The sequence below is a fragment of the Candidatus Neomarinimicrobiota bacterium genome (assembly GCA_021157965.1).
Classification (GTDB): Bacteria; Fidelibacterota; Fidelibacteria; order Fidelibacterales; family Fidelibacteraceae; genus Fidelibacter.
Map to the genome: position 1 here is coordinate 49919 of JAGGVO010000037.1, position 23021 is coordinate 72939.

Consider the following 23021-nt stretch of genomic DNA (forward strand, 5'->3'; position numbering starts at 1 on the left):
CAGTCAGAGAGACAGGCTGAGTGGTGGAAATGAAAAATAGGGACCGCCGGATATCATATTCCGGCAACGGCTGCATTCCGATTTTCCACACCGGGTTACCTCCGGTTTATCACGAATAATATCCGTTAGCCGGTCAATAAAAGGTCGGAAGGGATAAATCCTCCAAGTTGCAGAATCAGTATGGCACAGGCTTTCAAGGTCTTTCAGATAAGGTCTGCAGCGTTCAAAACCATCGGAACAGCCTCCCACCCGCATCGGTTTCACTTTGTGATTGATGTCTTTATACCACCGGATGAACAAATTTCTGCCTGCCTTCATTTCAGCGTAATGGACAGGGGTTGCCTTGCTTAAATCAACATCTATCAGCACAATTTTTGCCTGCTTGTTATCCATAAGAATATCATAAGGAGCATAAACATTCCAGGGTGTTTGGGCCCTAATAATTCTCTTCGCTTCAGGACCAAAGCCTGCAAAGGCATTCTCAGGATGAAATCCGATATATGACGTATCCCGTTCAGCAATCCGCCGGGCGATAATTCCCATCTCCGGGCTTATATCTTCCGGATCAATTACCCCAGTAAATGGTTGCGGTGAGTTGGTGTTTTCCGGTTGTATGTCATCACCATTTTGCCGGATATCCAATTTTGGAATATAAAATACACGGTTCGCATAGCTGTGTGCAGGAACGATGAGTGTAGAGCCGTATGCATTAAAAATATCGATGAATATATCCGGATTCGGAATAAGTCGGGATAATCTGCTGAACGATGTGTGAAGACAAAGTACCGTGTTATTTAATGAATATGTTTCAATGATATTTTCAAGTTTATGGAAAAGATCATTCATGATGAATTGTAAACATAAACTATATATTAAGCAACAAGAAACTTGATATGATAATTTCGAAAATAATAAGAAAATGGGAGGGGTATAACCCCCTCCCTGCGGCAATTAATAGTCCTGTGCTTTTTCGCTCATTAATTCGCGAACAATGTGGGAAGATAATTTCCGGTTGAATTCGGAAGTATTCTGGGAATACAGAACATGGGTTCCATTCCTGCGGCACAAAAGCAACTCATGATCTGCCATGATCTTAAGATGCTGGGATGTGACAGGCTGGACTTCCCCAATGAGATTCTGAATCTCAGAAACGCTGTACTCTTTCCCGTCCAGGACCCGGAAGATCTTGATTCGTGCAGGATGCCCTAAAACCTTGAAGGTTGAAGATAATTTCTTCAGAGCATCCGGTGAACAAATCGGCTCTTCCATTTTTTCCGCATTATGACGTCTAACCCCCATAGACTTCCTCCTTTTTATTAATTAATATAGTGTATTATTTCACATTCTTCCTAAATCTATTATTTTACTTTTCTATTTGTCAACTATTTTTTCGTTTAACTATATATTTTTAGTTTTTAAACTTCCTTAAAAAACTGTGAATGTGTGATAAAAAAAAAGGGGGATATCCCCTTTTCTCTTCAGTCGGAGCGATAGGATTTGAACCTACGACCCCTTGAACCCCATTCAAGTGCGCTACCGGGCTGCGCTACGCTCCGAAAGTTTGTTATAATAGAGTTTTTTCTCTTTAAAATCAATCCAATTTCTGCTGTATTTTTTCCAGTTCATGATTGAGGGTGTCAATTTCTTCTTTGATTTTAATCAGAAGATTAACTATACCTAAATTTTGTCTGATGTCAGATTCCTGAGGTTTGACAGAATTATCTGACCGGGACGGATTCATATCGGGGACAGTTTCTTTTTTTTCAACGGTGTTTTTTTTGGGATAGAATGTATCCAGGGTTTCATTCAGGATATTTTTATCATGAAGTTCCTGAATATAATCTATAGCTCCGTTGATCGTCAGCTTTTGTACATAAAGCAGTTGTTTAATTAAAAATATTAATTTGATATCAGATTCTTTATAAATCCGGTTTCCTGCACTGTTTTTTCCAGGTTGCAAAAATGAAAATTCATTTTCCCAGTATCGAAGTGTGGGTTGGGTTACATCAGTGATGCGACTAACTTCACTAATGGAATAATAGAGTTTTTTCATTTTTGGAAGAGCCATTTCCGTATCAACCTTTTCTTTAAACGTACGAATTAAATAGCTGAGAATCAATAATATTGAATATTTTACCTAAAATATGCCTTGCAGGTTGTATCAAGAAAATACTTTTTTCTTACTTAGTTTCTGGGGACGAGAAAATACGTATTGTAATCTTTAAAAACCTGTAATTCTTGAGCCATTCGGATCAGGTCATCTGTCTGGATATTTTGAATCAACTGCATGGTTTCCACCGGCGTCAGATAATTTCCATAACTTATAAAATGCCTGGCAATCCGTTCCATCCTGTTTTCCGGATTCTCCAGGCTGATGATCAGTTGTCCCTCAAATTGCATCCGGATACGTGTCAACTCCGATTCCGTAACTGATCCGGCACGGATATTCATGATTTCCTGCTGAATTAAATCCCGCACATAATAACGTTTAGTTGTGTCTGTACCGGCATATACTCCAAAAACACCGCATCCTGAAAATATATCCAGAAAGGACTCAATGGTATAAACAAACCCGAATTTTTCACGAATATGTTGAAAAAGACGTGATGACATACCACCTGAAAGCATCAATTGAATCAGAAGAAAAGAGTACTTCTGGTAACGGTCCTTCACCGGAAAGTGGCATCCGTAAATCAGGTGTGATTGTCCGATATCATCCTTTTCCTCCCATTCGAATCCACGGGATATGACTGCCGGTACCGTTTTCTCATCCTCATCATTCTCTGTTGTTGAAGATCCTCCGCAGTGTTTATTTAAAAATGGAACAATATCCCCGGGATTCAAAGCCCCGGATACCACAATCACCATGTTTGCCGGACGATAATACCGGCGATGAAAAGAACGAATGTCATCCGGCGTGATTCTGGATATGCTCTTTCTATCTCCCAGAATATAGGTGCCAAAACTGGAATCAGGATAGAGTTTCCGGATAAATGATTCATTGGCATAATCCTGGGGTGTATCCATGAAATCGTTAATTTCCTCCAGAATCACACTCTTTTCCTGCCGGATATGAGTTTCTGAAAATTCAGGATTCAGTATCATATCACACAGGATATCCAAAGCAGAAAGCACATCCCTTGGCAAAACCCTGGCTACAAACGTGGTTAAATCTTTCTCCGTGTAGGCATTCAGAATCCCGCCCTTCGATTCTATGGCATCTACAATATTAAAGGAAGAACGCTTTTTAGATCCTTTAAATACAAGATGTTCAATTAAATGAGCGATACCTGATTTTTCGTATCGCTCATGAATTGATCCCGCTTTAACAAAAACGCCCACGGCGGTTGAAGAAACACCGGGGACGTTTTCTGTTATAATTGTCAGGCCGTTTTTCAGAACGGATTTAGTGATGTTTATTTCGGTCATTTCTCCGGTAATGTCCCGGCTTGGAGTCGTGGGACTTTTTATTTCGGTCGTAATGACGATATTGTTCAGGAGGGTCAGTCAAACGCTTAATACTGAGGTTCAACCGACCTTGTCTGTCTATTTCAAACAGGATAACATCTGTTTTATCGCCCACTTTGAGGACATCACTGACCTTTTCAACCCGTTCCCATTTCAGTTCCGAAATGTGTACAAGTCCTTCCTTTCCAGGAAGAAACTCAACAAACGCACCAAAATCCATCAGGCGGGTTACGGTGGCATTTTTGTAAACCTTACCTACTTCCGGCTCTTCTACAAGGGCCAGAATCCGTTTTTCAGCTTCATCGGATGCTTTGCTGTCGTGTGTGAAGATGTTGACGGTTCCATCATCCTCAATATCGATTTCCACACCGGTATCGGCAATGATTTCCCGAATCACTTTTCCGCCGGGACCAATCACTGCCCCGATTTTATCAATGGGAATATGGAGCGTTGTAATTCTGGGCGCCCATACACTCAGCTCTTTTTTGGGTTCGGTAATGGTTTCCCGCATTTTATTCAGGATATAAACCCTGCCTTCACGGGCCTGTAACAGGGCCTTTTCCATCTTATCGTAGGAGAGTCCCTGAATTTTCAGATCCATCTGAATGGCTGTAATTCCGTCATCGGTACCCGCAACTTTGAAGTCCATATCTCCATAATGATCTTCTTCACCAAGGATATCGGATAATACGGCAAAATCATCTTCTTCTGTAATAAGTCCCATCGCAATGCCGCTTACCATCTTTTTGATGGGTACGCCTGCATCCATAAGGGAAAGGCAGCCACCACAGACAGTTGCCATGGAAGATGATCCGTTCGACTCAAGAATATCACTGACGACACGGATGGTATAGGGAAATTCATCATGGGATGGAATCACATTTTTCAATGCTCGTTCCGCGAGATTCCCATGACCGATTTCACGCCGGCTGGTACCCCGGATCATTTTGGCTTCACCGGTGCAAAAGGGCGGGAAATTATACTGAAGCATGTAGTGCTTCTCCCCCTCCCCGTCAATATTATCCAGGATTTGCACATCCTGTTTTGATCCCAAGGTGGTTACTACGAGCGCCTGGGTTTCCCCCCGGGTAAAGAGCGCAGAACCGTGGGCACGGGGCAGAAAAGTAATTTCCGAGGAGATGGGACGAATTTCATTTGTCTTCCGTCCATCAATCCGAACACCCTCTTTCAGAATCTTTTTCCGGATTTTATCCTTGATCAGGTCGTGGATTTCTCCTGCAACTACATTTTTGCTGTCCGGATACTCTTCCTCCAGTTCACCGGCAATTTTAGCTACCAATTCCTGTTCAAAATTGACCCGTTCCTGTTTCGGCAGGATGCTGATGAGTTCATCAATTTCCGTGGTGATTTTATCCCTGATAATCTGTTTCAGGTTTTCCAGTTTTTCAAAAACAGGGGCTTCTCTTTTGACCGGTTTGATCTCGTCCGCCAGTTCCAGCTGAAGGTCAATCAGCTCGTTGATGGCTTCCTGAGCAAGCCGGATCGCTTCGAGAAAATCCTTTTCACTGATTTCTTTGCTTTCGCCTTCCACCATGATGATGGAATCTTTCAAGCCGGCAACAAAGAGATCCATATCCCCTTTTTCAATCTCTTCAAGCGAGGGATTGATGATATATTTCCCGTCCACGCGTCCAACCCGGACCGAGGCAACGGGACCTGCAAAAGGGATATCGGAAATCGTCAGGGCCGCAGAAGCAGCCACGGCAGCCAGGACATCAGCCTGATTCACCTGGTCATAGGATAACACATTAATAACAACCTGGGTTTCATAAAACCAGGTTTGGGGAAGCAAGGGTCTGATCTGACGATCAACTATCCTTGCAGACAGAATTTCGCGGTCAGACGGGCGACCTTCCCGTTTAATAAAACCACCGGGGATTTTACCACTGGCATAGAATTTTTCCCGGTATTCCACCATCAGAGGAATAAAATCAGCACCTTCCCGTATCTCTTTTTGTGAGACAACGGTGGCAAGGACTACTGTCTCGCCGGCTGTGGCAAGGACAGCCCCGTGGGCTTGTTTTGCAACTTTGCCGGTTTGAAGACTGATTTTAATTCCCTGAAATTCTCGTTCTTTTACAATCAAAATAAACTCCTAATTATTTACGCAAACCTAACTTCTTAATAATGTCTCTGTAACGGTTGAAGTCATTCTTCATAAGATAGTTCAACAAACCGCGCCGCTGTCCCACAAGCTTCTGAAGACCGCGCCGATTGTGATGATCCTTCTTATGAATTTTGACATGTTCCGTCAGATCCCGAATGCGTTTTGTTAGCATGGCAATCTGGACTTCAGGACTTCCGGTGTCCTGCTCATTTTTTCCAAATTCCTGAATGATTTCTTTCTTTTTTTCCGATGATAACGTTGACATCAGTCCTCCAACTTTAATTTTTTACAATAATTTTTATCTTTTTCCAACTGTTTTTTCAATTCATCTGCGCTGTTAAACTTCATTTCTTCACGGATGTAATGAAAAAACTCCATATCCAGTGTACGGCCATAAAGATTATTCAGTTTCTGGTCGATCACATGGACTTCGATAGTGAGATGATTCCCTTCAAAGGTAGGCCTGTAACCGATATTGCACATCCCTCTGAAGGTTTTTCTCTGAATATGGACTTTCACACAGTAGACACCTTCTTTCGGAATGATCTTTTTTGGTGATGAAGGAAGAATATTCAAGGTAGGAAAACTGAGTGTTCTCCCCCTTTTTTCACCCGAAATAACACGTCCTTTCATGTGAAAGGGTTTATTCATGTATTTTTTAGCCGACTCCATTTTTCCGGTGGCAATCAGACGTCGGATATTAGTTGAATTTATAATAAAATCACCGTCACTTACACGGGAAATAATTTCCACATCAAAACCGTATTTCTCTTCTCCCAGCGCTTTCAGGCGCCATGCCGTGCATTTCCGGTTTTTTCCGAATGTGTGACTTTCTCCAATTATAAAGCCTTTAAGGCGAATGCGTTTCAAAATATAACGTTCCAGAAAAACTTCGCCTTCCAGATTGGCCATATACTGATTGAAAGGCTGTATCACAATATAATCGATTCCTGTAATCGCAAGATTTTGAATTCGTTCTTCCAGGCTGTTAATAAAGCGGACCGGTTCACGTGACGGGTTCTGAACAATCTCTCTGGGATGAGGGGCAAAGGTTAAGAGGATGCTTTTCACCTGTGCGTCACGGGCCCTTTCCACAAGACGGGATATCACTTCCTGATGCCCCAGATGAAATCCGTCAAAAGTCCCAATCGTCATATATGCTTCCGGATTTCCGGGTAAGTTATCTAAGCTGCTAATAATTTCCACTGTTCGATAAAATCCTCAATTGTCAGACTCTGTTCCAGAGTTATGTCACCAATTCTAAGCCGTATCAGCTCTTCAGCCAGAGCACCAGTTCCAAGGGCCTTACCCAGATCATATGCCAAGACCCGAATATATGTCCCACTGGAACAGGAAACCCGGATCCGGAATGTATCCTCCGTAAAATCCAGAAGGTCTATTGCATATATTTCTATGGGAAGAGGTTTTCTTTCAACAACTTCCCCTTTTCTGGCTCTTATGTATAAGGGCACCCCATCCACTTTTTTTGCAGAATACATCGGCGGAACCTGCTTTTGTGGTCCTGTAAAGGATTGGATGGCTTGTCGCAAAATGTCTTCATTTAAATCTGCAGAATGCTGAATCCGGCGAACTGTCCCGGTTTTGTCCATGGTATCCGATTCCACTCCTGTCCGGATCAGTACTTCGTAGACCTTATCCGCCTTTAAAAAGGTATTTAATTTTTTTGTGTGTGTCCCGAAGCCCACAATCAAAAGTCCTGATGCAAAGGGGTCCAGTGTGCCACCATGTCCGACTTTTTTAAAGCCTGTTACTTTTCTCAATTTTTTTACCACATCAAAAGATGTCCATCCGGCAGGTTTATGGATCGGGACCGTCATACCTTTGATATTATTCTCCCAGATCTCGCAATATTTTATTAATTCTGTCGGCATATTCCATGGAGTCATCTTTAAATATTTTCAATTCCGGTACCAGTCTGAGACGGATATTCCGGGCTAAAAACATGCGAATTTGCTTGGTATTTTCCCGAATCTCCCTAAAAACACTCTCTCCCTCAGCAGTTTCGGGATAGATGCTGACATAAATACTGGCATATTGCAAATCCGGAGACATCTCAACCCGCGAAACAGATACCAGAGAGTCCCGTGTCAGTGATTTGCCCTCACGGATAAAATATTCACCCAGTTTGTGCTTTATTTCGGAAGCAACCTGCCGTTGTCGTTTATTTTGTTGCATCTTCCAGTGTTCTTCTCACCGATTTCTCTTTATAACATTCGATAATATCCCCTTCACGGAAGGCATCAAAACCATCGATGGTTATTCCACATTCATAGCCTTCCTGGACTTCTTTCACATCATCCTTAAAACGTTTTAATGAAGAGATATATCCCTGATAAATTTCTTCTTTATTCCTCAGTATTCGGATTTGGGTATTTCGGATCATTTTGCCTGAAGTGACAAAAGAACCGGCCACAGTACCGATACGGGATATTTTAATAATTTGCCGGACTTCCGCTTCGCCCAGGACTTCCCGGATTTTTTCCGGTTCAAGCAAACCTTCAAGAGCTGCTTTCACATCATCTACCGCATCGTAAATGATTGTATAATTCCGGATTTCCACTTTCAGTTCTTTGGCCACTTCAAGGGCTTTTGCAGTGGAGTTTACATGAAAACCAATAATGACGGCCCGGGATGCTGATGCAAGATTGATATCAGTTTCATTGATCATACCAATGCCCTTGTAGATAACATTAACCGCCACTTCTTTTGTAGAAAGCTTCATGAATGCATCAGCCAGTGCCTCAATGGACCCGTCCACATCCCCTTTGATGATCAGGGCCAGTTCTTTGGTCCGGCCATTCTTAATTTGTCGGCCGATTTCATCCAGTGTCTGCAGTGAATACGATCGGAATTCCTGTTCCCTGTGGATTCGCTGACGCTCCGTTGCAATTCGTTTGACTTCCCGTTCGTCATCCATACAGATAAAATGGTCACCGGCCTGAGGAACATTATCAAAACCCTGTATCTGGACAGGATCCGCCGGATAAGCCTCTTTGATTCGTTCCCCTTGATCGTTGATCATTGCCCGGACCCTGCCGGCAAAACGTCCGCAAATGAAGGGATCCCCAATTTTCAAGGTTCCCCGCCGAATCAGAACGGTGGCAATGGCTCCAAGCCCTTTATCCAGACGGGATTCAATAACCACTCCCCGGGCAAGTCCCTTCTTTGTGGATTTCAGTTCCAGTACTTCAGCTTCCAGGAGAATGGCTTCCAGCAATTTATCGATATTAATATTTTGTTTAGCTGAAACTTTCACACACTGGACTTTTCCGCCCCAGTCTTCCACAAGAACATTGTTTTCAGAGAGTTCGCGAACGACCCGCTCCGGATCGGATTCCGGTTTATCAATTTTATTGATTGCAACAATAATAGGAACACCTGCCGCATGGGCATGGCTGATAGCTTCTTTTGTCTGGGGCATCACACCGTCATCTGCCGCCACAACAATAACCACGATATCCGTCACCTGGGCACCCCGGGCACGCATTGCCGTAAAGGCTTCATGTCCCGGCGTATCCAGAAAGGTTATCCGTTTTCCATTACTAACGTCGACACTATAAGCACCTATATGCTGTGTAATTCCGCCTGATTCACCATCAACAACCCGGGAATTCCGGATAGTATCCAAAATGGATGTCTTCCCGTGATCCACATGTCCCATTACGGTGACTACGGGAGCTCTTTCAGTCAGATCCTTTTCATCAATCTCTTCTTCTGCCTCATTTAGGATCTCTTCTGTATACTCGTCGAGTTCTTTCACTTCCATATCATATTCTGCGCATAAGAGTTCAATGGTATCCCAGTCCAGACGCTGATTGATGGTTAACATTAATCCCAATCCCATTCCCTTGGCAATGATATCCGTGCTGGGGACATCCAACTGCTTGGATAGTTCCTGGACACTGATAAATTCCGTCACCTCAATGATATTCGAATCTTCCTGTACATGTGTTTCAGAAGTACTCTGGGTATGCTTGTATTTGCGACGGGTTTTGCGCTCATCCATGGCTGCCAGAGTGGATTTGATGGATTTATTCACCTCATTCTGATCCACTTTACGGCCTTTTTTCTTGCCTTTGCCGCTCTTAGGCGCTGACTTGGTCTGAGCTACGTTTTTCTGTTTCTTGAATTGTTCCAGACGGGATTTGACTTCCGAAACCTGGTACCGTTTGGTGACAGTTTTGTGCCGGCGTTTCAGGTCCTCCAGTTTCTTTTCGTATTCATCCTCATCAGAGGTTGTGCCACCTCGTTTTTTGTGCTTTTTCCTCTTTTTATGAGTCTCTTTACCTTCTTTTTCCGGTACAGTTGCAGCTTTTTCTTCGGATTTCTCTTTTTCCGGTCCGGCACTTTTCTTTTTATGTTTTTCTTTCTTTTGTTCTTTTTCCAGCTCTTTTTCGGCTTCGGCTTCCGCTTTCAGACGCTCTTCTTTCTCTTTGCGGACCTGCTCTTCAATCTCCTTTGCCTTTCGGGTTTCTTCTTCAAGCCGTTTCTTTTCTTTTTGCTCTAAATCATCTTCTTCCTTCAATGCCCTCATACGTGCCTTTTCGGCATTGATCCGCGCTTCCTCCTCAGCCTTTTTCTGCGCTTCAATCCGTTTCCTCTCTTCTTCCTCTGCCTTTTTCTGGGTCACTTTTTCTTTACGCTCATCATGCGCTCTTTTATCATCATCAGAAAAATTCGACAATACAAGGCCCAGATTCTCTTCATCTAAAACCGTATTGATTGTAGCTTTAAATCCATGCTTATCCAGCAGTGCAATGATATCATTGTGAGAGATATTCAGTCTTTTCGCAAGTTGATATATTCTTACAGGCTTCTCTGAGGTCATTCAGAACTTCCTTTTTATTTTTTTACAATGACTTAACCTTGATTATCATCGAGATCCAGCTCATCCTGTTTGTCCCGTTTCGACTGCAGGGCATCCTGAACAATGGTCTCAATTTTTTCAAAGGTTTTTTCACCAATTCCTTTAATTTCAAGGAGTTTGGCAGTTTCCGTATTCAGAAAATCAGCGACGGTTTCAATCCCTGCTTCCTGAAGGGCATTGATCTGTGTTTTGGTAATCCCTTCCAGATCCTCAATAAAAATATCGTCTCCTTCAAGACGGTTATATTCAGAGCGACGTATAGCATCAATATCATACCCGGTAACCTGTGAAGTGAGATTGATATTGATACCGCCGGTACCGATAGCTGTAGCAATCTCGTTATCATCAAAAACGGCCAGTGCCGTACGACGGTCCTCATCAATCTCGATGAAGAGGGGTTTAGCCGGTGACAGAGCCCTGGAAATCAGGACTTCCGACTCGTGGCTGTAGCTGATAATATCCACATTTTCCCCGGCCAATTCATTCACGATCGTTTTGATTCGGCTCCCTTTGATGCCAACGCAGGCACCCACTGCATCAATCCGTTTATCGTTGGATTCCACGATAATCTTGCTCCGCCGCCCCGGGACACGGGCAATGGCTTTGATCTCCACGATGCCGTCAAATATTTCCGGTACTTCCAGCTCAAAAAGGCGTCGCAAAAAGGATTCATCCGCCCTGGAAATAATAATTTCCGGTCCCTTGGGCGTCATATTAACTTCTTTAATAATTGCCTTAATGGTATCACCGCGACGATAACGTTCCGTTTCAATCTGTTCCCGGCGGGGCATTTTCAATTCAGTTTTGTCAATATTGATAAAAAGGGATTCCCCCCGGCGGATCTGGTGGATACTTCCCACAATAATCTCTCCAATCCGGTTGGTATATTCCTCATAAATCTGATTCCGTTCCAGTTCACGGATTTTCTGACTCAGAACCTGTTTAGCGGCAGATATGGCCCGTCGCCCGAATACATCCGGATTAATCACCTGGACAATCACATCGCCCGGTTCTACATCGTCCACATCCTGGCGCTTTCGGGCTTCAGTAAGGGATATCTCCCTGACCTCGTCATCCAGGTCTTCATCAGCCACCACTTCCAGCTCCTGGTAAATTTCAATTTCTCCCTTATCCGTATTGACAATGATATCAAAATTATCCACATCACCATATTTTTTACGGATAATAGATTCAAATACCGATTCAATAATATCGGCCACCTCGGATCTGGCAATTCCTTTTTCTTTTGCCAGCTGGGCAAAGGCATCAATGAGTTCTTTGTGGTTCAAAGCATATCTCCTCTTACCACTTGATTTTTATTTTTGCTTCTGTTATGGCATCCAGGGGAATTCCAAGCAGTTCCCCCGATGCTGATCCTTCCTTCTGAAGAATAACCATTGATTCGGTCACATCCATAATATCTCCCATGACAGGGCTTGGAATCGTTTCTGCTGTATGACGGATTTTCACAAGCCGGCCTTTGTTTTTAGCAAAATGCCGGGGTAAGGTGAGGGGAAAATCCAGTCCGGGCGAACTTACCTCCAAATCGTAATTTTCACTGAAGGATTCATCAAACCAATCACTTTTTTGAATGTCTTTTGAAAACTGCTGAAGGTCGGCAAATTGAATCCCTCCCTCTTTATCACATAAAATCAGGATGGTCCCGCCTTTACTTTCAGATATGCGGATATCCTCAATCCACAAACCACGACTTTCCGCCATGGCTTCAATTTTCGTTTTCAGTTCTTCTTTCAGAGTCATTCTTCACACCTATAATAGAAAAGTGGGATGAATCCCACTTTTCAACGTGTAATTTATGAATGAATTGTATAGACAACAAGGAAATAGTCGCTTATTTTCCAATCAATGCGCGATAGCTCACAATTTTATTTTTCTGAATTTCATTCAAATCCAATTTTTCAAGAATATCAAGAATATTTTCTGCCTGTTGAGTATTTCCGGCTTTCAGGGCATTTTGAAAGGCATTCTCCCCAAAGTTCATTTTTTGGCTTGCCAATTCGGCAAGGTTTAAAGCTTTCAGATAGAATTCTCCTGCTTTATCATAAGCTTTCCGGTTTTCTTCAATAGCCCCCAAAGCGGCCCATGCCGTGGCTTTCATAAGCCTGTCTCCGGATTTGCTGCTTAAGAACTCCCTGTAATTTTCTTCAGCTTCTTCATAATTCCGGTTATTCAGGTTTATATCTCCCAAATAATAGGCGGCATATCCGATATATTTTTTCCCATAGAGCCCGTCACGGACCTCTGAAAGCAGGCTCACGGCACGGTCTTCCTGAGCACTTCTCATATAAAACCGGGCGATACTGATCTGACTTTTGGCCTTTTCCTGCTTTTTAACCACGGTTCGTGTGATATATGAACCGGCAACCACAAGAAGGATAACAACAATCAGGATAGTCCAGATCCGCTTTTCATTTCGTTTGTAAAAACGTAATAGTGCATCCATTTTTTCAAAGAACGGGTCGGTTTTCAACTCCTTTTTAGTCATTTTCTTACGGGCTTTCAACATGATTCAACTCCTTATTTTTTGTACCCCTGGCAGGACTCGAACCTGCGGCCTACGGTTTAGGAAACCGTCGCTCTATCCTGCTGAGCTACAAGGGCAAAACTATGGAGTTTATCAGTTTTCAGGATTAAATACAATTCTATATTTCCAGGATAAAAGACTCGGTTTTGGGATCCCTGTTCATTAATTCGTTGACAATTTTCAAAGGATCGGCATTGTGAAACATGACCTGATGGACGGCTTGCGTTACAGGCATATCCACTCCGTATTTTTCGGACAGCTTTATAACTGATTTGGTTGTAAGAACCCCTTCGGCAACCATTTTCATGGATTTTAATATGTCTTCAAGCGTCTTTCCCTTTCCCAGTTCTTCACCAACATACCGGTTTCTGCTGTGCCTGCTGATACAGGTCACAATCAGATCTCCCATGCCGGTCAATCCGGAAAATGTTTCCGGCCTGGCACCCATGGCGAGTCCCAGCTTCATGATTTCGTAAGCACCCCTGACAATAAGCGCAGCTTTGGCATTGTCGCCAAATCCCACACCGTCGCTGATTCCGGCGGCTATGGCGACGACATTCTTCAGGGCTCCCCCCAGCTCCACTCCCACAATATCATCAGTCCGGTATACCCTGAGCCGGTCTCCCATAAGTAAAAGCTGTATCTCTTTGGATATATCCTCTTTATCTGATGCGGCAACAAGTACAGTCGGTTGGTTTTTTATGACCTCTTCGGCATGGCTGGGACCTGAAACAGTAACAATGCCCCGGTAGGGGAAACGAATTTCTTCACGAATGACTTCACTCATCCTCAACAGCGTATCCGATTCAATGCCTTTCGATATATTCAGAATGAGAGGATTAGACCCTTTGAAAGCCTGATTTACCTCCCGGCTGACCTGTCTCATGGCATGAGAGGGAACAGCAAATATGAGGATATCTTTTTGGGAAACCACATCACTGAGATTCCCGCTGATCCTGACATCCGGGGGAAATTCCCGGTAAGGTATCAGATCATTGATCCGGGTCTTCAGAATTCTCAGGACCCGCTCTTTATCATGTTCCCAATAAGAAAGATGATGACCCAGATCGTAGAGATGAAGACCTAAAGCCGTTCCCCACGAACCTGTCCCTATAACGCCGATATGCATGTTTTTCATCATATTTCCCCGGTCTTAATGATAAAGTGTATCGATAATTTCACGGTAATGATTTTCAACAACATTGCGCTTAATCTTGCGAGAAGGTGTTACTTCCCCTTTTTCAATTGAAAAAGGTTCGGGAAGAAGGGCAATTTTCTTAATCTGTTCATAACGGGCGAATTTCTGCTGTATCCTTTGAACATCCTCATGAACCGTGTTGACTATTTTATAGTGATTGATCAATTCCCGGTAGGAATCATAATGGATGTTGTACTCCTGAGCCAAAGCTTCCATCTGGTCGTATTTGGGAACAATCAATGCCGTCAGATAATTTCTTTTGTCTCCAATGATGACAATCTGTTCAATATAAGCGGATTTCATCAATTCCGTTTCAAGGATTGACGGTGCAATATTTTTTCCCCCGGATGTGACAATAATATTTTTAATCCGGTCCGTGATTTTCAAATAGCCGTCCAGATCAATTTCTCCAATATCTCCCGTATGAAGCCACCCCTCCTCATCGATCATTTCAGCCGTTGCCCGGGGATCCTTGTAATAGCCCTGCATCACGTTGGGACCTTTCACCAGGATTTCCCCCTCTTCTGTTAATGTATGTTCCACGTTGTGGATTGGTTTCCCCACCGTGGAAAATTTATAACGGTCCCGCCTGTTTGTATGAGTAACCGGTGAGGCTTCCGTCAGTCCGTATCCCTGGAGGATCAGAATCCCCACAGCATCAAAAAATTCACCGATTTCTTCCAGGAGCGGGGCACCTCCAGAAATGAAAAACTTGATCCGTCCGCCGGTGTAAGATCTCAATTTCTTAAAAACCAACATATCCGCCATGGCATATTGAACCCGATGAATACCCCTGGGTTCTTTTCCGTATTGTTTATATTTGCGGCTGACCATTTTGCCTGTTTTTATAGCCTGTTTGAAAATTTGCTTTTTTACACCGGAGAATTTTCGGGTTTCATTTTGAATTGCGACATACATTTTTTCAAACAGACGGGGAACAGAGATGGCAATGGTGGGTTTTACTTCACGGATTTCCTGGGCAACCGTAGAGATATTCGTAGCAAAATAAACCTTACCTCCTATCATCATGGGGATAATATTGCCGGTCGTTCGTTCCAGTGAATGGGACAAGGGTAAAAAGGAAAGAAAAACCTCATCCGGATCAGGTTTCAGGGTTTCAATGCTGGAAATAGCATTCCACCACAAATTTCCATGACTCAGCATCACGCCTTTGGGATTACCTGTTGTACCGGACGTATAGATAATGGTCATGATCTCATCCGACCGGGTTTTCAGGCTTTCCTCGGCAAAATGAAAGGGAGAATCGGTGTTAACACCATGTTCGGGAGCTTCCATTTTCGCGTAATCATAAATCCATGGTTCATCAAGACTCCTGTCCCAATCAAAAACCACCATAAACTGCAGCTCAGGGAGATCCTTTTTAATCCCGATGATTTTTTCCGCCTGATTACGATTTGAGACAAAAATTGCCTTTGTATCGGAATTTTTCAGGATATATTGTATATGCGAGGGCAAAAGGGTGGGATACACCGTTACGGTAACCATACCCGGAGAGATTACGGCGTAATCTGTGATAGACCATTCGGGACGGTTTTCCGACAGGATTGCGATATGATCACCACGCCGGAGTCCCATACTCCACAGAGCACGGGCAATATTCTCCGCTCTTTTCCGTACTTCACCGTAACTGACATCCACCCATTTCCCATGGTGTTTATAAGCATACGCCACTTTATTTTTCCACTGATCCGTAGATCGAATAAATTCAGCCGCAATTGTTCTTTTTTCCATTTCCTTCATCTTTTTTCTTGCTTTTTATCGATTTATTTGAAATTTTCGCCCTTGCCATGCCGAGGTGGTGAAATTGGCAGACGCAGAGGACTCAAAATCCTCCGGACTTCGGTCCTTGCGGGTTCGACTCCCGCCCTCGGTACGTCCAGGGGCTTTCCAAAGCCCCTTTTTTATTGACTCTTTATTGTTTGTCTGTTTCATTTCAGCACTCTATGCAAAGGTCATCTATTTTACGATAAAGAGAACTAAGACCTATATCCAGAATTTCAGAAGCTTTGCTTTTATCGAATTCCACCTGTTCCAGGATTTTCCGGATATGATATCTTTCAAATTCACGTACAGCCTGTTTCAGAGCCGGAGGAAAATGACGTCCCGAAACCGAATCCTCCATATTGGCTCCCTGAAGATTGTCAATGGTCAGGTATTCACCGTCACACAGCAAAACCGCCCGTTCAATCATGTTTTCCAGCTCCCGGACTTCCCCCTTCCAGGTATGGTTAATGAGGGCTTTCATGGTTTCATTATCCACACCCTTCACTTTCCGTTTCAGTTCCCGATTATATTTATTGATAAAATGACTCACCAGCAGGGGGATATCTTCCTGGCGCTCCCGAAGAGACGGCAAATGGATTTCCACAATATTCAACCGGTAGTAGAGATCCTCCCTGAAATTGCCTTCCTCCACTTCTTTCAGCAAATCTTTATTGGTTGCAGACACAATGCGGACATTCACCCGGATGGGGTTGCTGCTGCCTAAAGGTTTGATTTCCTTTGTCTCAATCGCCCGGAGAAGCTTCACCTGGATATGAACGGGAATCTCCCCTACCTCATCCAGAAAGAGGGTCCCGCCACTGGCGGATTTAAACACGCCCTCCTTGTCTTGGGACGCACCGGTAAAAGCCCCTTTTTTAAATCCAAAAAGCTCACTTTCAAAAAGGGTTTCCGGAAGAGCGCCGCAGTTAATAGGGACAAAGGGTTCATTTTTTCGGGGACTGCTGGCATGAATCGCCCGGGCAATGAGTTCTTTGCCGGTCCCGCTCTTTCCCGTAATCAAAACATTGCTTGTAGAGTTGGCAACCCGGGTAACCATGTGAAAAACCTGTTTCATGGCAGGACTGTTACCGATGATATTCGAAAAATTGTATTTTGCCCCAATCTCTTTTTTCAAGGAAATGTTTTCCGATAAGGTCCTGCGGTACTTGTTGATATTCCTGATCCGGTAGATCAGCTCTTCCGGATCCACCGGCTTTAAAATATAGTCAATCGCCCCTTTTCGCAGAGCTTCAATGGCTGTTTCCACTGTACCGTGGGCTGTAATGATCATCGTGGACGTTTGGGGAGCATAAGCAGAAATGTATTTCAGTAAATCCATGCCATTTCGAATGGGCATATTCAAATCGGTGATTACTAAATCGTAGTTGGATTTCTCAAGGCAGGTGATGGCTTCCTCTCCGTTTCCGGCGCTGTCACACAGAAACCCTTCTAATGAAAGGGCATCCCGAAGGGAATCCCGGACTTCAATATCATCATCCACAATCAGAATGTGGGTTTGGGCCATAGGTTCTCCTTTTGTCATCATGCTTCTCAATTTTAAGAATTTATTTCAGGATAAGGGAGAGAACAAGCCTGAAATTCTTCCAAAAAAGAAAAAAGGCACGGAAGCGCCTTTTTTCATCATTTTCCATCGTTCAATTCAATTACGCTGATTTTACGCCAAAAAGACGTACAAGGACTTGTTCCGTGATCACCGAAACGATGAGACCGATAATCGTGTACCAGGTCCAATGGATACTTGTCCCCTGAATCACAAGAATCATGGCAAACAGGGTGGTAAAAAAGGTCACCACATACTGCCAAACATCCGCCTTTTTAAAGAATCGTGTCAGGATAAACATACCCAGCATGGCACCATAGGTAAAAGAAGCAATTGAAAGTCCCACTTCAACCAGGGGATTATTCATGTTTTTAAACAGTGAAGCTCCGCCAACCATGATAATTCCCCAGATAAGGGTTACAAAACGGCTGATCCGGAAAAGTCGTTCCTTGCTTATCTCCATTTTAAAAAGGGGCTTGAGAATATCCATGGTTGTTGAGCTTGAAAGGGCACTCAGAGAACCGCTTAGGGTAGACATGGCTGCGGCAAAAATACCTGCAACGGTGATCCCCTTGATGACCGGCGGTAATTGATTGATTATAAAAAGAGTAAATACCTCATCGGATTTGGTTAAACCGGCTTCGGCAAGCGTGGCTCCGTTCCACACGGCATAAATAAGGAGTCCGATGAATAAAAAGAGAGCGAACTGCAAGAAAACCACAAATCCGCTTCCGATCATGGCTTTTTTGGAATCGGCCAGGTTTTTACAGCTTAAAACACGCTGAACGATCAGCTGGTCTGTTCCATGACTGGCCATGGAGAGGATTGCTCCACCCAGCAGGCCGGATAAAATACTGTAATTACTCATATCGAGACTGAAGGTGAAGAGTTTGAATTTCCCGGCTTCAGCCATAGTTGAAAAAATCACGCCCGGTTCAGGCAGAAGATTATAGGCAATACCCAGTGTAAAAAATGCCGCCGTAATATAGATAATCCATTGTACCACATCCATCCACACGACGGAACGGATTCCTCCAAACCAGGTATACGCAACCGTGACAATTCCCATAATCCAGATGGATGCACCATAGCTGAGTCCGGATATCATGGACAGGGGAATGGCCACTGCAAAAAGGCGGACACCATCCGCCAGAAGGCGGGTAAACATGAATGTAATACTCATCACGCGTTGCATGGTAATACCACCCTTTTCCCGGATGGATTCATAAACGGAGATGACATTCCCCCGGACATACATGGGCAGCAGCACAAAGGAGACCAAAAAACGCCCGAGAATATAACCCAGACAGACCTGAAGGAAAGAGAGATCGGATATATATGCCAGTCCCGGAATGGACAAAAAGGTAAGGACCGACGTTTCAGCCGCCACAATAGAAATCATCACGGCCCACCAGGGAAGATTTTTACCGGCATTGTAATATCCCTGAACATCTTTCACACTTTTCCCGAGCCAGGTTCCGGCTGTGAACACACCAAGCATAAAGACAACCACAATCGCATAATCAACAAACTGCATGGAATACCTCATCGCTTATTTATTATTTTCCGCGGAATTTCCCGTTTCCTGTACTCATTTTCAAGGAACTTTTTATCAATTTTGGGATGTTATTAATTTTAATAATCTTTATATTTTTACATGGTTGCTCGGTTAAGAAAAAAATACGATCGCATATTCAGAGAAATGACATCCCAGGAATTTCAGAATTCCCAGGATTTCACACTGAGTGAAGAAGACATTCTGGCGGAATCCGGCGGTATCCGGCATCAAACCAATCTGTTTTTAGGATACTATCATCCAAAAACTATTGATATGTACCTGAAAAAATTCCATGTCTTCGAGTATCTGTCCGCCCTGGGACTTAAAGATTTAAAGTATGTATTAGATCTGACGGATTCATACGAACACAAATTCTGCATTTACAGCGGGAAATATGAGGATTCCAAAAAGGTTGCTGAGATTATCCTCCGCAAAAAGGGACTGGATCTGAAAGAATCTCCTTTAAATACTTCCGGACTCAGGGATGCAGAATTCCTCTATGTTGAGTGGCTTTTACTACAAAATCCTGAAAAAAAGTTTTCCCTTCGCCGTCCCCGTCTGCCGGGACAGGTTCATCCGGGATTGAGAATTGGCGATCACGTCATGGAGATTTTATTTCACATGGCTGAGCGAATTCGTACGTCAGGCCTGGCCAATACCCCAAATTACCTGCATACCGCCGTCCTTTTTTCCAAGGAATTTCTTTTTGTCGATCCGGCCATGGAGGCTATTAATCAGACTCTCAAGGGATATCTGTTGAAACATTACAGTCTGTGGACTATTGCCTGGGCAGGATATTACGGATGTATTTATCATCTGGATACGGGAAAACCTCTGGAATGGAAACCTTCTTTAATGGTCCTGCCTATTACTGATGATGTAAAAAGTTACTTCGATTCCAAAGAATACAAGAATTCATACCGATACTATAAAAACAAGCTCCGGATTGAGGTGGATCGGGATAAGCTGATGACAAAATACAAGGAAGAGGGTGATGCCATCTAAGACGGCCATACTCACATTGAATGGTTCAAATCATGATGCGGATATCCTTCACAGCCTTATTAAAAAAGGATTCTTCCATCTTTGCACGGATGGTGCCTATGACATCCTGAAACAGATGGGTATTACACCGGATGCTGTTATCGGGGACATGGATTCGGTCGAGCACATGCCGACAAACTGCCGTTTGATTTCCATGCCGAATCAGGAACGAAACGATTCCGAAAAAGCGTTAGAATGGCTTATCCAGAAAGGATATTCAACGGTTCATATCAACGGATTCCGGGGAGGGCGTCTGGATCATGAATTGGTCAACCTCAGTCTTTTTCTGCACGTTTCCTCCCGCCTTGAAATCTATACTTATGAAGGAGGGCAAATGGCCCGTATCCTCCAACCCGGGCAATATACATTCAGAGGACAAAAAGGGGACCTTTTTTCTTTGATTCCCCTCTCCCCTGTTGAAAAAATCCGATTAACCGGAACAGAATATCCTCTGGAATCCGACACTCTGTATCCCGGCAGCCGTGGACTCAGCAATCGCTTCATGATGAAGAAAATCTCACTGAGTTTTATCCGTGGTTCCCTAATTGCCGTCATCCCTTACAAATACAATATTTGATATGACCATATCTTTAGCACCATTTGATTATATGATCCTTTTAATCTATGTGAGCGTCCTCTTTTGGATCGGCCTTCGGAAGGGACATGGCAACGACGATTATCTTCTGGCAGGTAGACGTCTGACCGTCCCCCTCTTCGTGATGACATTGGTTTCCACCTGGTACGGAGGAATCTTAGGGATTGGTGAATTCACCTTCCAATACGGTATCAGCAACTGGTTTATCTTTGGATTTCCCTACTATGTATTCGCCTTCATCTTTGCGGTCTTTATCATTCCCCGTTTAAGAAAATATCATTATAAGTCCCTTCCGGACCTTATGTCTCAGCGTTATGGAAAAAAACCCGGGATTATCACGGCAGTTCTCGTCTCAATCCTTGTGACCCCGGCACCCTACCTTTTAATTGCCGGACTTCTTTTTTCCCTAATTCTTCCGGGCAATATGCTTTTTTGGGCTGTCATCCTGTTTATGATTTCTGCATTTTACCTGTATAAATACGGGTTCAGGACCGTTATCCAGACAGATGTGCTGCAATTCATCTTCATGTTTGCGGGTTTTGCCATCCTGATGGGAGTTCTTCTCAAGAATTTTACTTTCACTACAGATATACTCCCGGCGCTCCCGAAAAATCATACGAAGCTTACCGGGGGGCTATCCTGGACCTATATTTTATCCTGGTTTTTCATCGCTTTATGGACTTTGGTGGATCCGGGATTTCACCAGCGGTGTCTGGCGGCAAAGGACAGCCGGACGGCTCAAAAGGGCATGCTCATCAGTATCGGGTTCTGGGCTGTTTTTGATGCTCTTACCCTGATGACAGCCTTATACGGCCGGGCCCTGTTGCCGAAAGCCGATCCCCTGTATTTGTATCCTTTACTGGCAGAAAAATACCTGCCGGTAGGACTTTTAGGGATTTTTTATACCGGATTAATCGCCACGGTTATGTCCACCCTGGATTCTTATCTCTTTATTTCGGGACAAACCCTGGGAGATGATCTGCTGGCACAATGGAAGACCCAGGGTAACTCACCCCGATACTATGTCCGCTGGGGATATGCCATTACAGGTGTTTTATCCCTGATTCTCATTTGGCTTATTCCCTCAGTTGTGGATTTATGGTACACCATCGGAACCCTCATCATACCGGCTCTGATATTACCGGTTCTGTTGGCTTACGGTAAAAAACAATTTACCCCGGGAATCATAATACTCAGCATGGGTGGTGCTTTTATCATACCGGTCCTTTGGTTTGGCATCTCATTTTTCACGGGAAAAGGATATCCCTTGGGGATTGAACCTTTCTATCCCGGACTCCTGTGGAGTCTGCTGGTTCTTTTTCCTGCGGGACGAAAAAAACCTGTTGAAAATAAGAGTGAAAGGTGATAAACTTTTTGGCTTTTTGATAGGGGTGGTTAGCTCAGTTGGTTAGAGCGCCTGCTCGACACGCAGGAGGTCACTAGTTCGAGTCTAGTACTACCCACACTCCTCCGGCCCCCTAGCTCAGTTGGTTAGAGCAGCGGACTCATAATCCGTTTGTCGTAGGTTCGAGTCCTACGGGGGCTACGAACTAATCCACTGATTATCAGCTACTTATAAGCCTCCGAGTCGTTCCGGTAGCTTGATTTTTACCCCCTGAAAAGTGCTTAATTTGCTCAATTTTAGCAAGGGTTTATCATGTAAACCGTTAACATACCGTTAACTTTTTGAGGCATCTTTACAATGATTAACCTGCTGATAGAAAGAGAGTTATGAAAATCTGCCCTTTTAGTAAATGAGTATTACTCCGGATTAAACGTAGCGTGGCCTGTAGTTTTATTGATTAAAATGTCTTACTGATGCATACCTATAAACAGTTGATTATCAACGCACAAGAAGAATCCCAAACGCTCATACCGTTAACATAGCGTTAACTTTTCAGATTATCACCCCAAATTGTTGGACTTTTATGCTGAAAAACCGGGGCTTTTATCACGGAAGAACCTCCCATGCAAAACCCCGGTTTCATGTCAGTTCAAGACTTCTGGTTCCGAATACTGATCACATTCTTCAGGTAGTCGATGGGGATCTTCGTGTAGATTTCTGTCACAACAACCGAAGAATGTCCCAGAACCTGTTTGGTCAGGTTGATATCCCGGTGTTCTATCCAGTGGCGCACGGCAAAGGTGTGTCTCAGGCTATGGAAAGTATAGTCTTCAGAGAGTCCGGCTTCCCGGGCAAAGTGCTTGAACTTGTGAGAAAGGTAATCTGTAGACAGATTGACTTCCCGGA

21 protein-coding genes and 5 tRNA genes are annotated in these 23021 nt (G+C 43.8%); 6 read left to right on the forward strand and 20 right to left on the reverse strand.

The genetic code is table 11. The features are described 5' to 3' along the window. Window positions 1-3: 3 nt before the first annotated feature. The 17 genes from J7K63_04760 to J7K63_04840 all read right to left on the reverse strand — a co-directional run bounded on the left by J7K63_04760 (window position 4) and on the right by J7K63_04840 (window position 15979). Window positions 4-846 carry an AAC(3) family N-acetyltransferase gene (locus tag J7K63_04760; protein MCD6234334.1) on the reverse strand — a complete coding sequence of 281 codons (843 nt, stop codon included), beginning with the start codon at window positions 844-846 and terminating at the stop codon, window positions 4-6. 105 nt (window positions 847-951) lie between these two features. Next, a complete protein-coding gene (locus tag J7K63_04765) occupies window positions 952-1299 on the reverse strand; it encodes a winged helix-turn-helix transcriptional regulator (protein MCD6234335.1) in 348 nt (115 codons plus the stop codon). Between the two features lie 183 nt (window positions 1300-1482). After that, a tRNA-Pro gene (locus J7K63_04770) sits at window positions 1483-1556 on the reverse strand. A gap of 35 nt (window positions 1557-1591) precedes the next feature. After that, window positions 1592-2068: a MerR family transcriptional regulator gene (locus J7K63_04775; GenBank protein ID MCD6234336.1), complete on the reverse strand. Its 477-nt coding sequence runs from the start codon at window positions 2066-2068 to the stop codon at window positions 1592-1594. A 116-nt stretch (window positions 2069-2184) separates the two neighbouring features. Further along, a complete protein-coding gene (locus J7K63_04780) occupies window positions 2185-3429 on the reverse strand; it encodes an insulinase family protein (GenBank protein ID MCD6234337.1) in 1245 nt (414 codons plus the stop codon). Beyond that, window positions 3407-5575, reverse strand: coding sequence for a polyribonucleotide nucleotidyltransferase (gene pnp, locus J7K63_04785; GenBank protein ID MCD6234338.1), 2169 nt, complete (start codon window positions 5573-5575; stop codon window positions 3407-3409). The genes J7K63_04780 and pnp overlap by 23 nt, the downstream gene beginning before the upstream one ends. 13 nt (window positions 5576-5588) lie before the next feature. After that, window positions 5589-5861: a 30S ribosomal protein S15 gene (gene rpsO, locus J7K63_04790; protein MCD6234339.1), complete on the reverse strand. Its 273-nt coding sequence runs from the start codon at window positions 5859-5861 to the stop codon at window positions 5589-5591. Then, the gene (locus J7K63_04795; protein ID MCD6234340.1) at window positions 5861-6751 is read right to left on the reverse strand and encodes a bifunctional riboflavin kinase/FAD synthetase; all 891 of its coding nucleotides are present in this window, start codon (window positions 6749-6751) and stop codon (window positions 5861-5863) included. The genes rpsO and J7K63_04795 overlap by 1 nt, the downstream gene beginning before the upstream one ends. Before the next feature lie 29 nt (window positions 6752-6780). Continuing rightward, window positions 6781-7434 (reverse strand): tRNA pseudouridine(55) synthase TruB, encoded by a 654-nt coding sequence (gene truB / locus J7K63_04800; GenBank protein ID MCD6234341.1) that lies wholly within the window; start codon window positions 7432-7434, stop codon window positions 6781-6783. A gap of 10 nt (window positions 7435-7444) precedes the next feature. Continuing rightward, window positions 7445-7792 (reverse strand): 30S ribosome-binding factor RbfA, encoded by a 348-nt coding sequence (gene rbfA, locus J7K63_04805; protein ID MCD6234342.1) that lies wholly within the window; start codon window positions 7790-7792, stop codon window positions 7445-7447. Beyond that, a complete protein-coding gene (gene infB / locus J7K63_04810; protein MCD6234343.1) occupies window positions 7779-10445 on the reverse strand; it encodes a translation initiation factor IF-2 in 2667 nt (888 codons plus the stop codon). Before infB ends, rbfA begins: the two co-directional genes overlap by 14 nt. 32 nt (window positions 10446-10477) lie before the next feature. After that, window positions 10478-11773, reverse strand: coding sequence for a transcription termination factor NusA (nusA, locus tag J7K63_04815; GenBank protein ID MCD6234344.1), 1296 nt, complete (start codon window positions 11771-11773; stop codon window positions 10478-10480). A 13-nt stretch (window positions 11774-11786) separates the two neighbouring features. Further along, window positions 11787-12245, reverse strand: a complete 459-nt coding sequence (locus J7K63_04820) for a hypothetical protein (protein ID MCD6234345.1) — start codon at window positions 12243-12245, stop codon at window positions 11787-11789. Between the two features lie 91 nt (window positions 12246-12336). Next, window positions 12337-13011, reverse strand: coding sequence for a hypothetical protein (locus tag J7K63_04825; GenBank protein MCD6234346.1), 675 nt, complete (start codon window positions 13009-13011; stop codon window positions 12337-12339). Window positions 13012-13032: 21 nt separating this feature from the next. Next, window positions 13033-13106, reverse strand: a tRNA-Arg gene (locus J7K63_04830). Between the two features lie 41 nt (window positions 13107-13147). Next, complete coding sequence (locus tag J7K63_04835; protein MCD6234347.1) at window positions 13148-14158, reverse strand: NAD(P)-dependent glycerol-3-phosphate dehydrogenase; 1011 nt, start codon at window positions 14156-14158, stop codon at window positions 13148-13150. 24 nt (window positions 14159-14182) lie between these two features. Next, window positions 14183-15979, reverse strand: a complete 1797-nt coding sequence (locus J7K63_04840) for a long-chain fatty acid--CoA ligase (GenBank protein ID MCD6234348.1) — start codon at window positions 15977-15979, stop codon at window positions 14183-14185. A 58-nt stretch (window positions 15980-16037) separates the two neighbouring features. Between J7K63_04840 and J7K63_04845 the strand changes: the two genes are divergently transcribed. Continuing rightward, window positions 16038-16121, forward strand: a tRNA-Leu gene (locus J7K63_04845). A gap of 60 nt (window positions 16122-16181) precedes the next feature. On the opposite strand, the gene J7K63_04850 is transcribed toward J7K63_04845, so the two are convergent. Together J7K63_04850 and J7K63_04855 are read right to left on the reverse strand one after the other, a co-directional pair. Then, the gene (locus J7K63_04850) at window positions 16182-17537 is read right to left on the reverse strand and encodes a sigma-54-dependent Fis family transcriptional regulator (protein ID MCD6234349.1); all 1356 of its coding nucleotides are present in this window, start codon (window positions 17535-17537) and stop codon (window positions 16182-16184) included. 139 nt (window positions 17538-17676) lie between these two features. Next, window positions 17677-19110 carry a sodium:solute symporter gene (locus tag J7K63_04855; protein ID MCD6234350.1) on the reverse strand — a complete coding sequence of 478 codons (1434 nt, stop codon included), beginning with the start codon at window positions 19108-19110 and terminating at the stop codon, window positions 17677-17679. A 165-nt stretch (window positions 19111-19275) separates the two neighbouring features. Between J7K63_04855 and J7K63_04860 the strand changes: the two genes are divergently transcribed. From J7K63_04860 to J7K63_04880, 5 genes are all read left to right on the forward strand, one after another. Continuing rightward, the gene (locus tag J7K63_04860) at window positions 19276-20136 is read left to right on the forward strand and encodes a hypothetical protein (GenBank protein ID MCD6234351.1); all 861 of its coding nucleotides are present in this window, start codon (window positions 19276-19278) and stop codon (window positions 20134-20136) included. Next, entirely contained in the window at window positions 20126-20752 is a 627-nt protein-coding gene (locus J7K63_04865) for a thiamine diphosphokinase (protein ID MCD6234352.1), read from the forward strand. Before J7K63_04860 ends, J7K63_04865 begins: the two co-directional genes overlap by 11 nt. Window position 20753: 1 nt before the next feature. Then, entirely contained in the window at window positions 20754-22136 is a 1383-nt protein-coding gene (locus J7K63_04870; protein ID MCD6234353.1) for a sodium:solute symporter family protein, read from the forward strand. A gap of 23 nt (window positions 22137-22159) precedes the next feature. After that, window positions 22160-22233: transfer RNA gene (locus J7K63_04875), tRNA-Val, on the forward strand. A gap of 9 nt (window positions 22234-22242) precedes the next feature. Next, window positions 22243-22316, forward strand: a tRNA-Ile gene (locus tag J7K63_04880). Window positions 22317-22764: 448 nt separating this feature from the next. Here the strand turns inward: J7K63_04880 and J7K63_04885 are convergent. After that, a partial coding sequence (locus J7K63_04885) for a tyrosine-type recombinase/integrase (GenBank protein MCD6234354.1) occupies window positions 22765-23021 on the reverse strand: 257 nt, incomplete at its 5' end.

What these genes read in the sequence shown, in the direction of transcription:
- J7K63_04760 (MCD6234334.1), bottom strand. Translation starts at nt 846, where the DNA reads ATGAATGATCTTTTCCATAAACTTGAAAATATCATTGAAACATATTCA.
- J7K63_04765 (MCD6234335.1), bottom strand. Translation starts at nt 1,299, where the DNA reads ATGGGGGTTAGACGTCATAATGCGGAAAAAATGGAAGAGCCGATTTGT.
- J7K63_04775 (MCD6234336.1), bottom strand. Translation starts at nt 2,068, where the DNA reads ATGGCTCTTCCAAAAATGAAAAAACTCTATTATTCCATTAGTGAAGTT.
- J7K63_04780 (MCD6234337.1), bottom strand. Translation starts at nt 3,429, where the DNA reads ATGACCGAAATAAACATCACTAAATCCGTTCTGAAAAACGGCCTGACA.
- rpsO (MCD6234339.1), bottom strand. Translation starts at nt 5,861, where the DNA reads ATGTCAACGTTATCATCGGAAAAAAAGAAAGAAATCATTCAGGAATTT.
- J7K63_04795 (MCD6234340.1), bottom strand. Translation starts at nt 6,751, where the DNA reads ATGACGATTGGGACTTTTGACGGATTTCATCTGGGGCATCAGGAAGTG.
- truB (MCD6234341.1), bottom strand. Translation starts at nt 7,434, where the DNA reads ATGACGGTCCCGATCCATAAACCTGCCGGATGGACATCTTTTGATGTG.
- rbfA (MCD6234342.1), bottom strand. Translation starts at nt 7,792, where the DNA reads ATGCAACAAAATAAACGACAACGGCAGGTTGCTTCCGAAATAAAGCAC.
- infB (MCD6234343.1), bottom strand. Translation starts at nt 10,445, where the DNA reads ATGACCTCAGAGAAGCCTGTAAGAATATATCAACTTGCGAAAAGACTG.
- J7K63_04820 (MCD6234345.1), bottom strand. Translation starts at nt 12,245, where the DNA reads ATGACTCTGAAAGAAGAACTGAAAACGAAAATTGAAGCCATGGCGGAA.
- J7K63_04825 (MCD6234346.1), bottom strand. Translation starts at nt 13,011, where the DNA reads ATGTTGAAAGCCCGTAAGAAAATGACTAAAAAGGAGTTGAAAACCGAC.
- J7K63_04835 (MCD6234347.1), bottom strand. Translation starts at nt 14,158, where the DNA reads ATGCATATCGGCGTTATAGGGACAGGTTCGTGGGGAACGGCTTTAGGT.
- J7K63_04840 (MCD6234348.1), bottom strand. Translation starts at nt 15,979, where the DNA reads ATGGAAAAAAGAACAATTGCGGCTGAATTTATTCGATCTACGGATCAG.
- J7K63_04850 (MCD6234349.1), bottom strand. Translation starts at nt 17,537, where the DNA reads ATGGCCCAAACCCACATTCTGATTGTGGATGATGATATTGAAGTCCGG.
- J7K63_04855 (MCD6234350.1), bottom strand. Translation starts at nt 19,110, where the DNA reads ATGCAGTTTGTTGATTATGCGATTGTGGTTGTCTTTATGCTTGGTGTG.
- J7K63_04860 (MCD6234351.1), top strand. Translation starts at nt 19,276, where the DNA reads ATGACATCCCAGGAATTTCAGAATTCCCAGGATTTCACACTGAGTGAA.
- J7K63_04865 (MCD6234352.1), top strand. Translation starts at nt 20,126, where the DNA reads ATGCCATCTAAGACGGCCATACTCACATTGAATGGTTCAAATCATGAT.
- J7K63_04870 (MCD6234353.1), top strand. Translation starts at nt 20,754, where the DNA reads ATGACCATATCTTTAGCACCATTTGATTATATGATCCTTTTAATCTAT.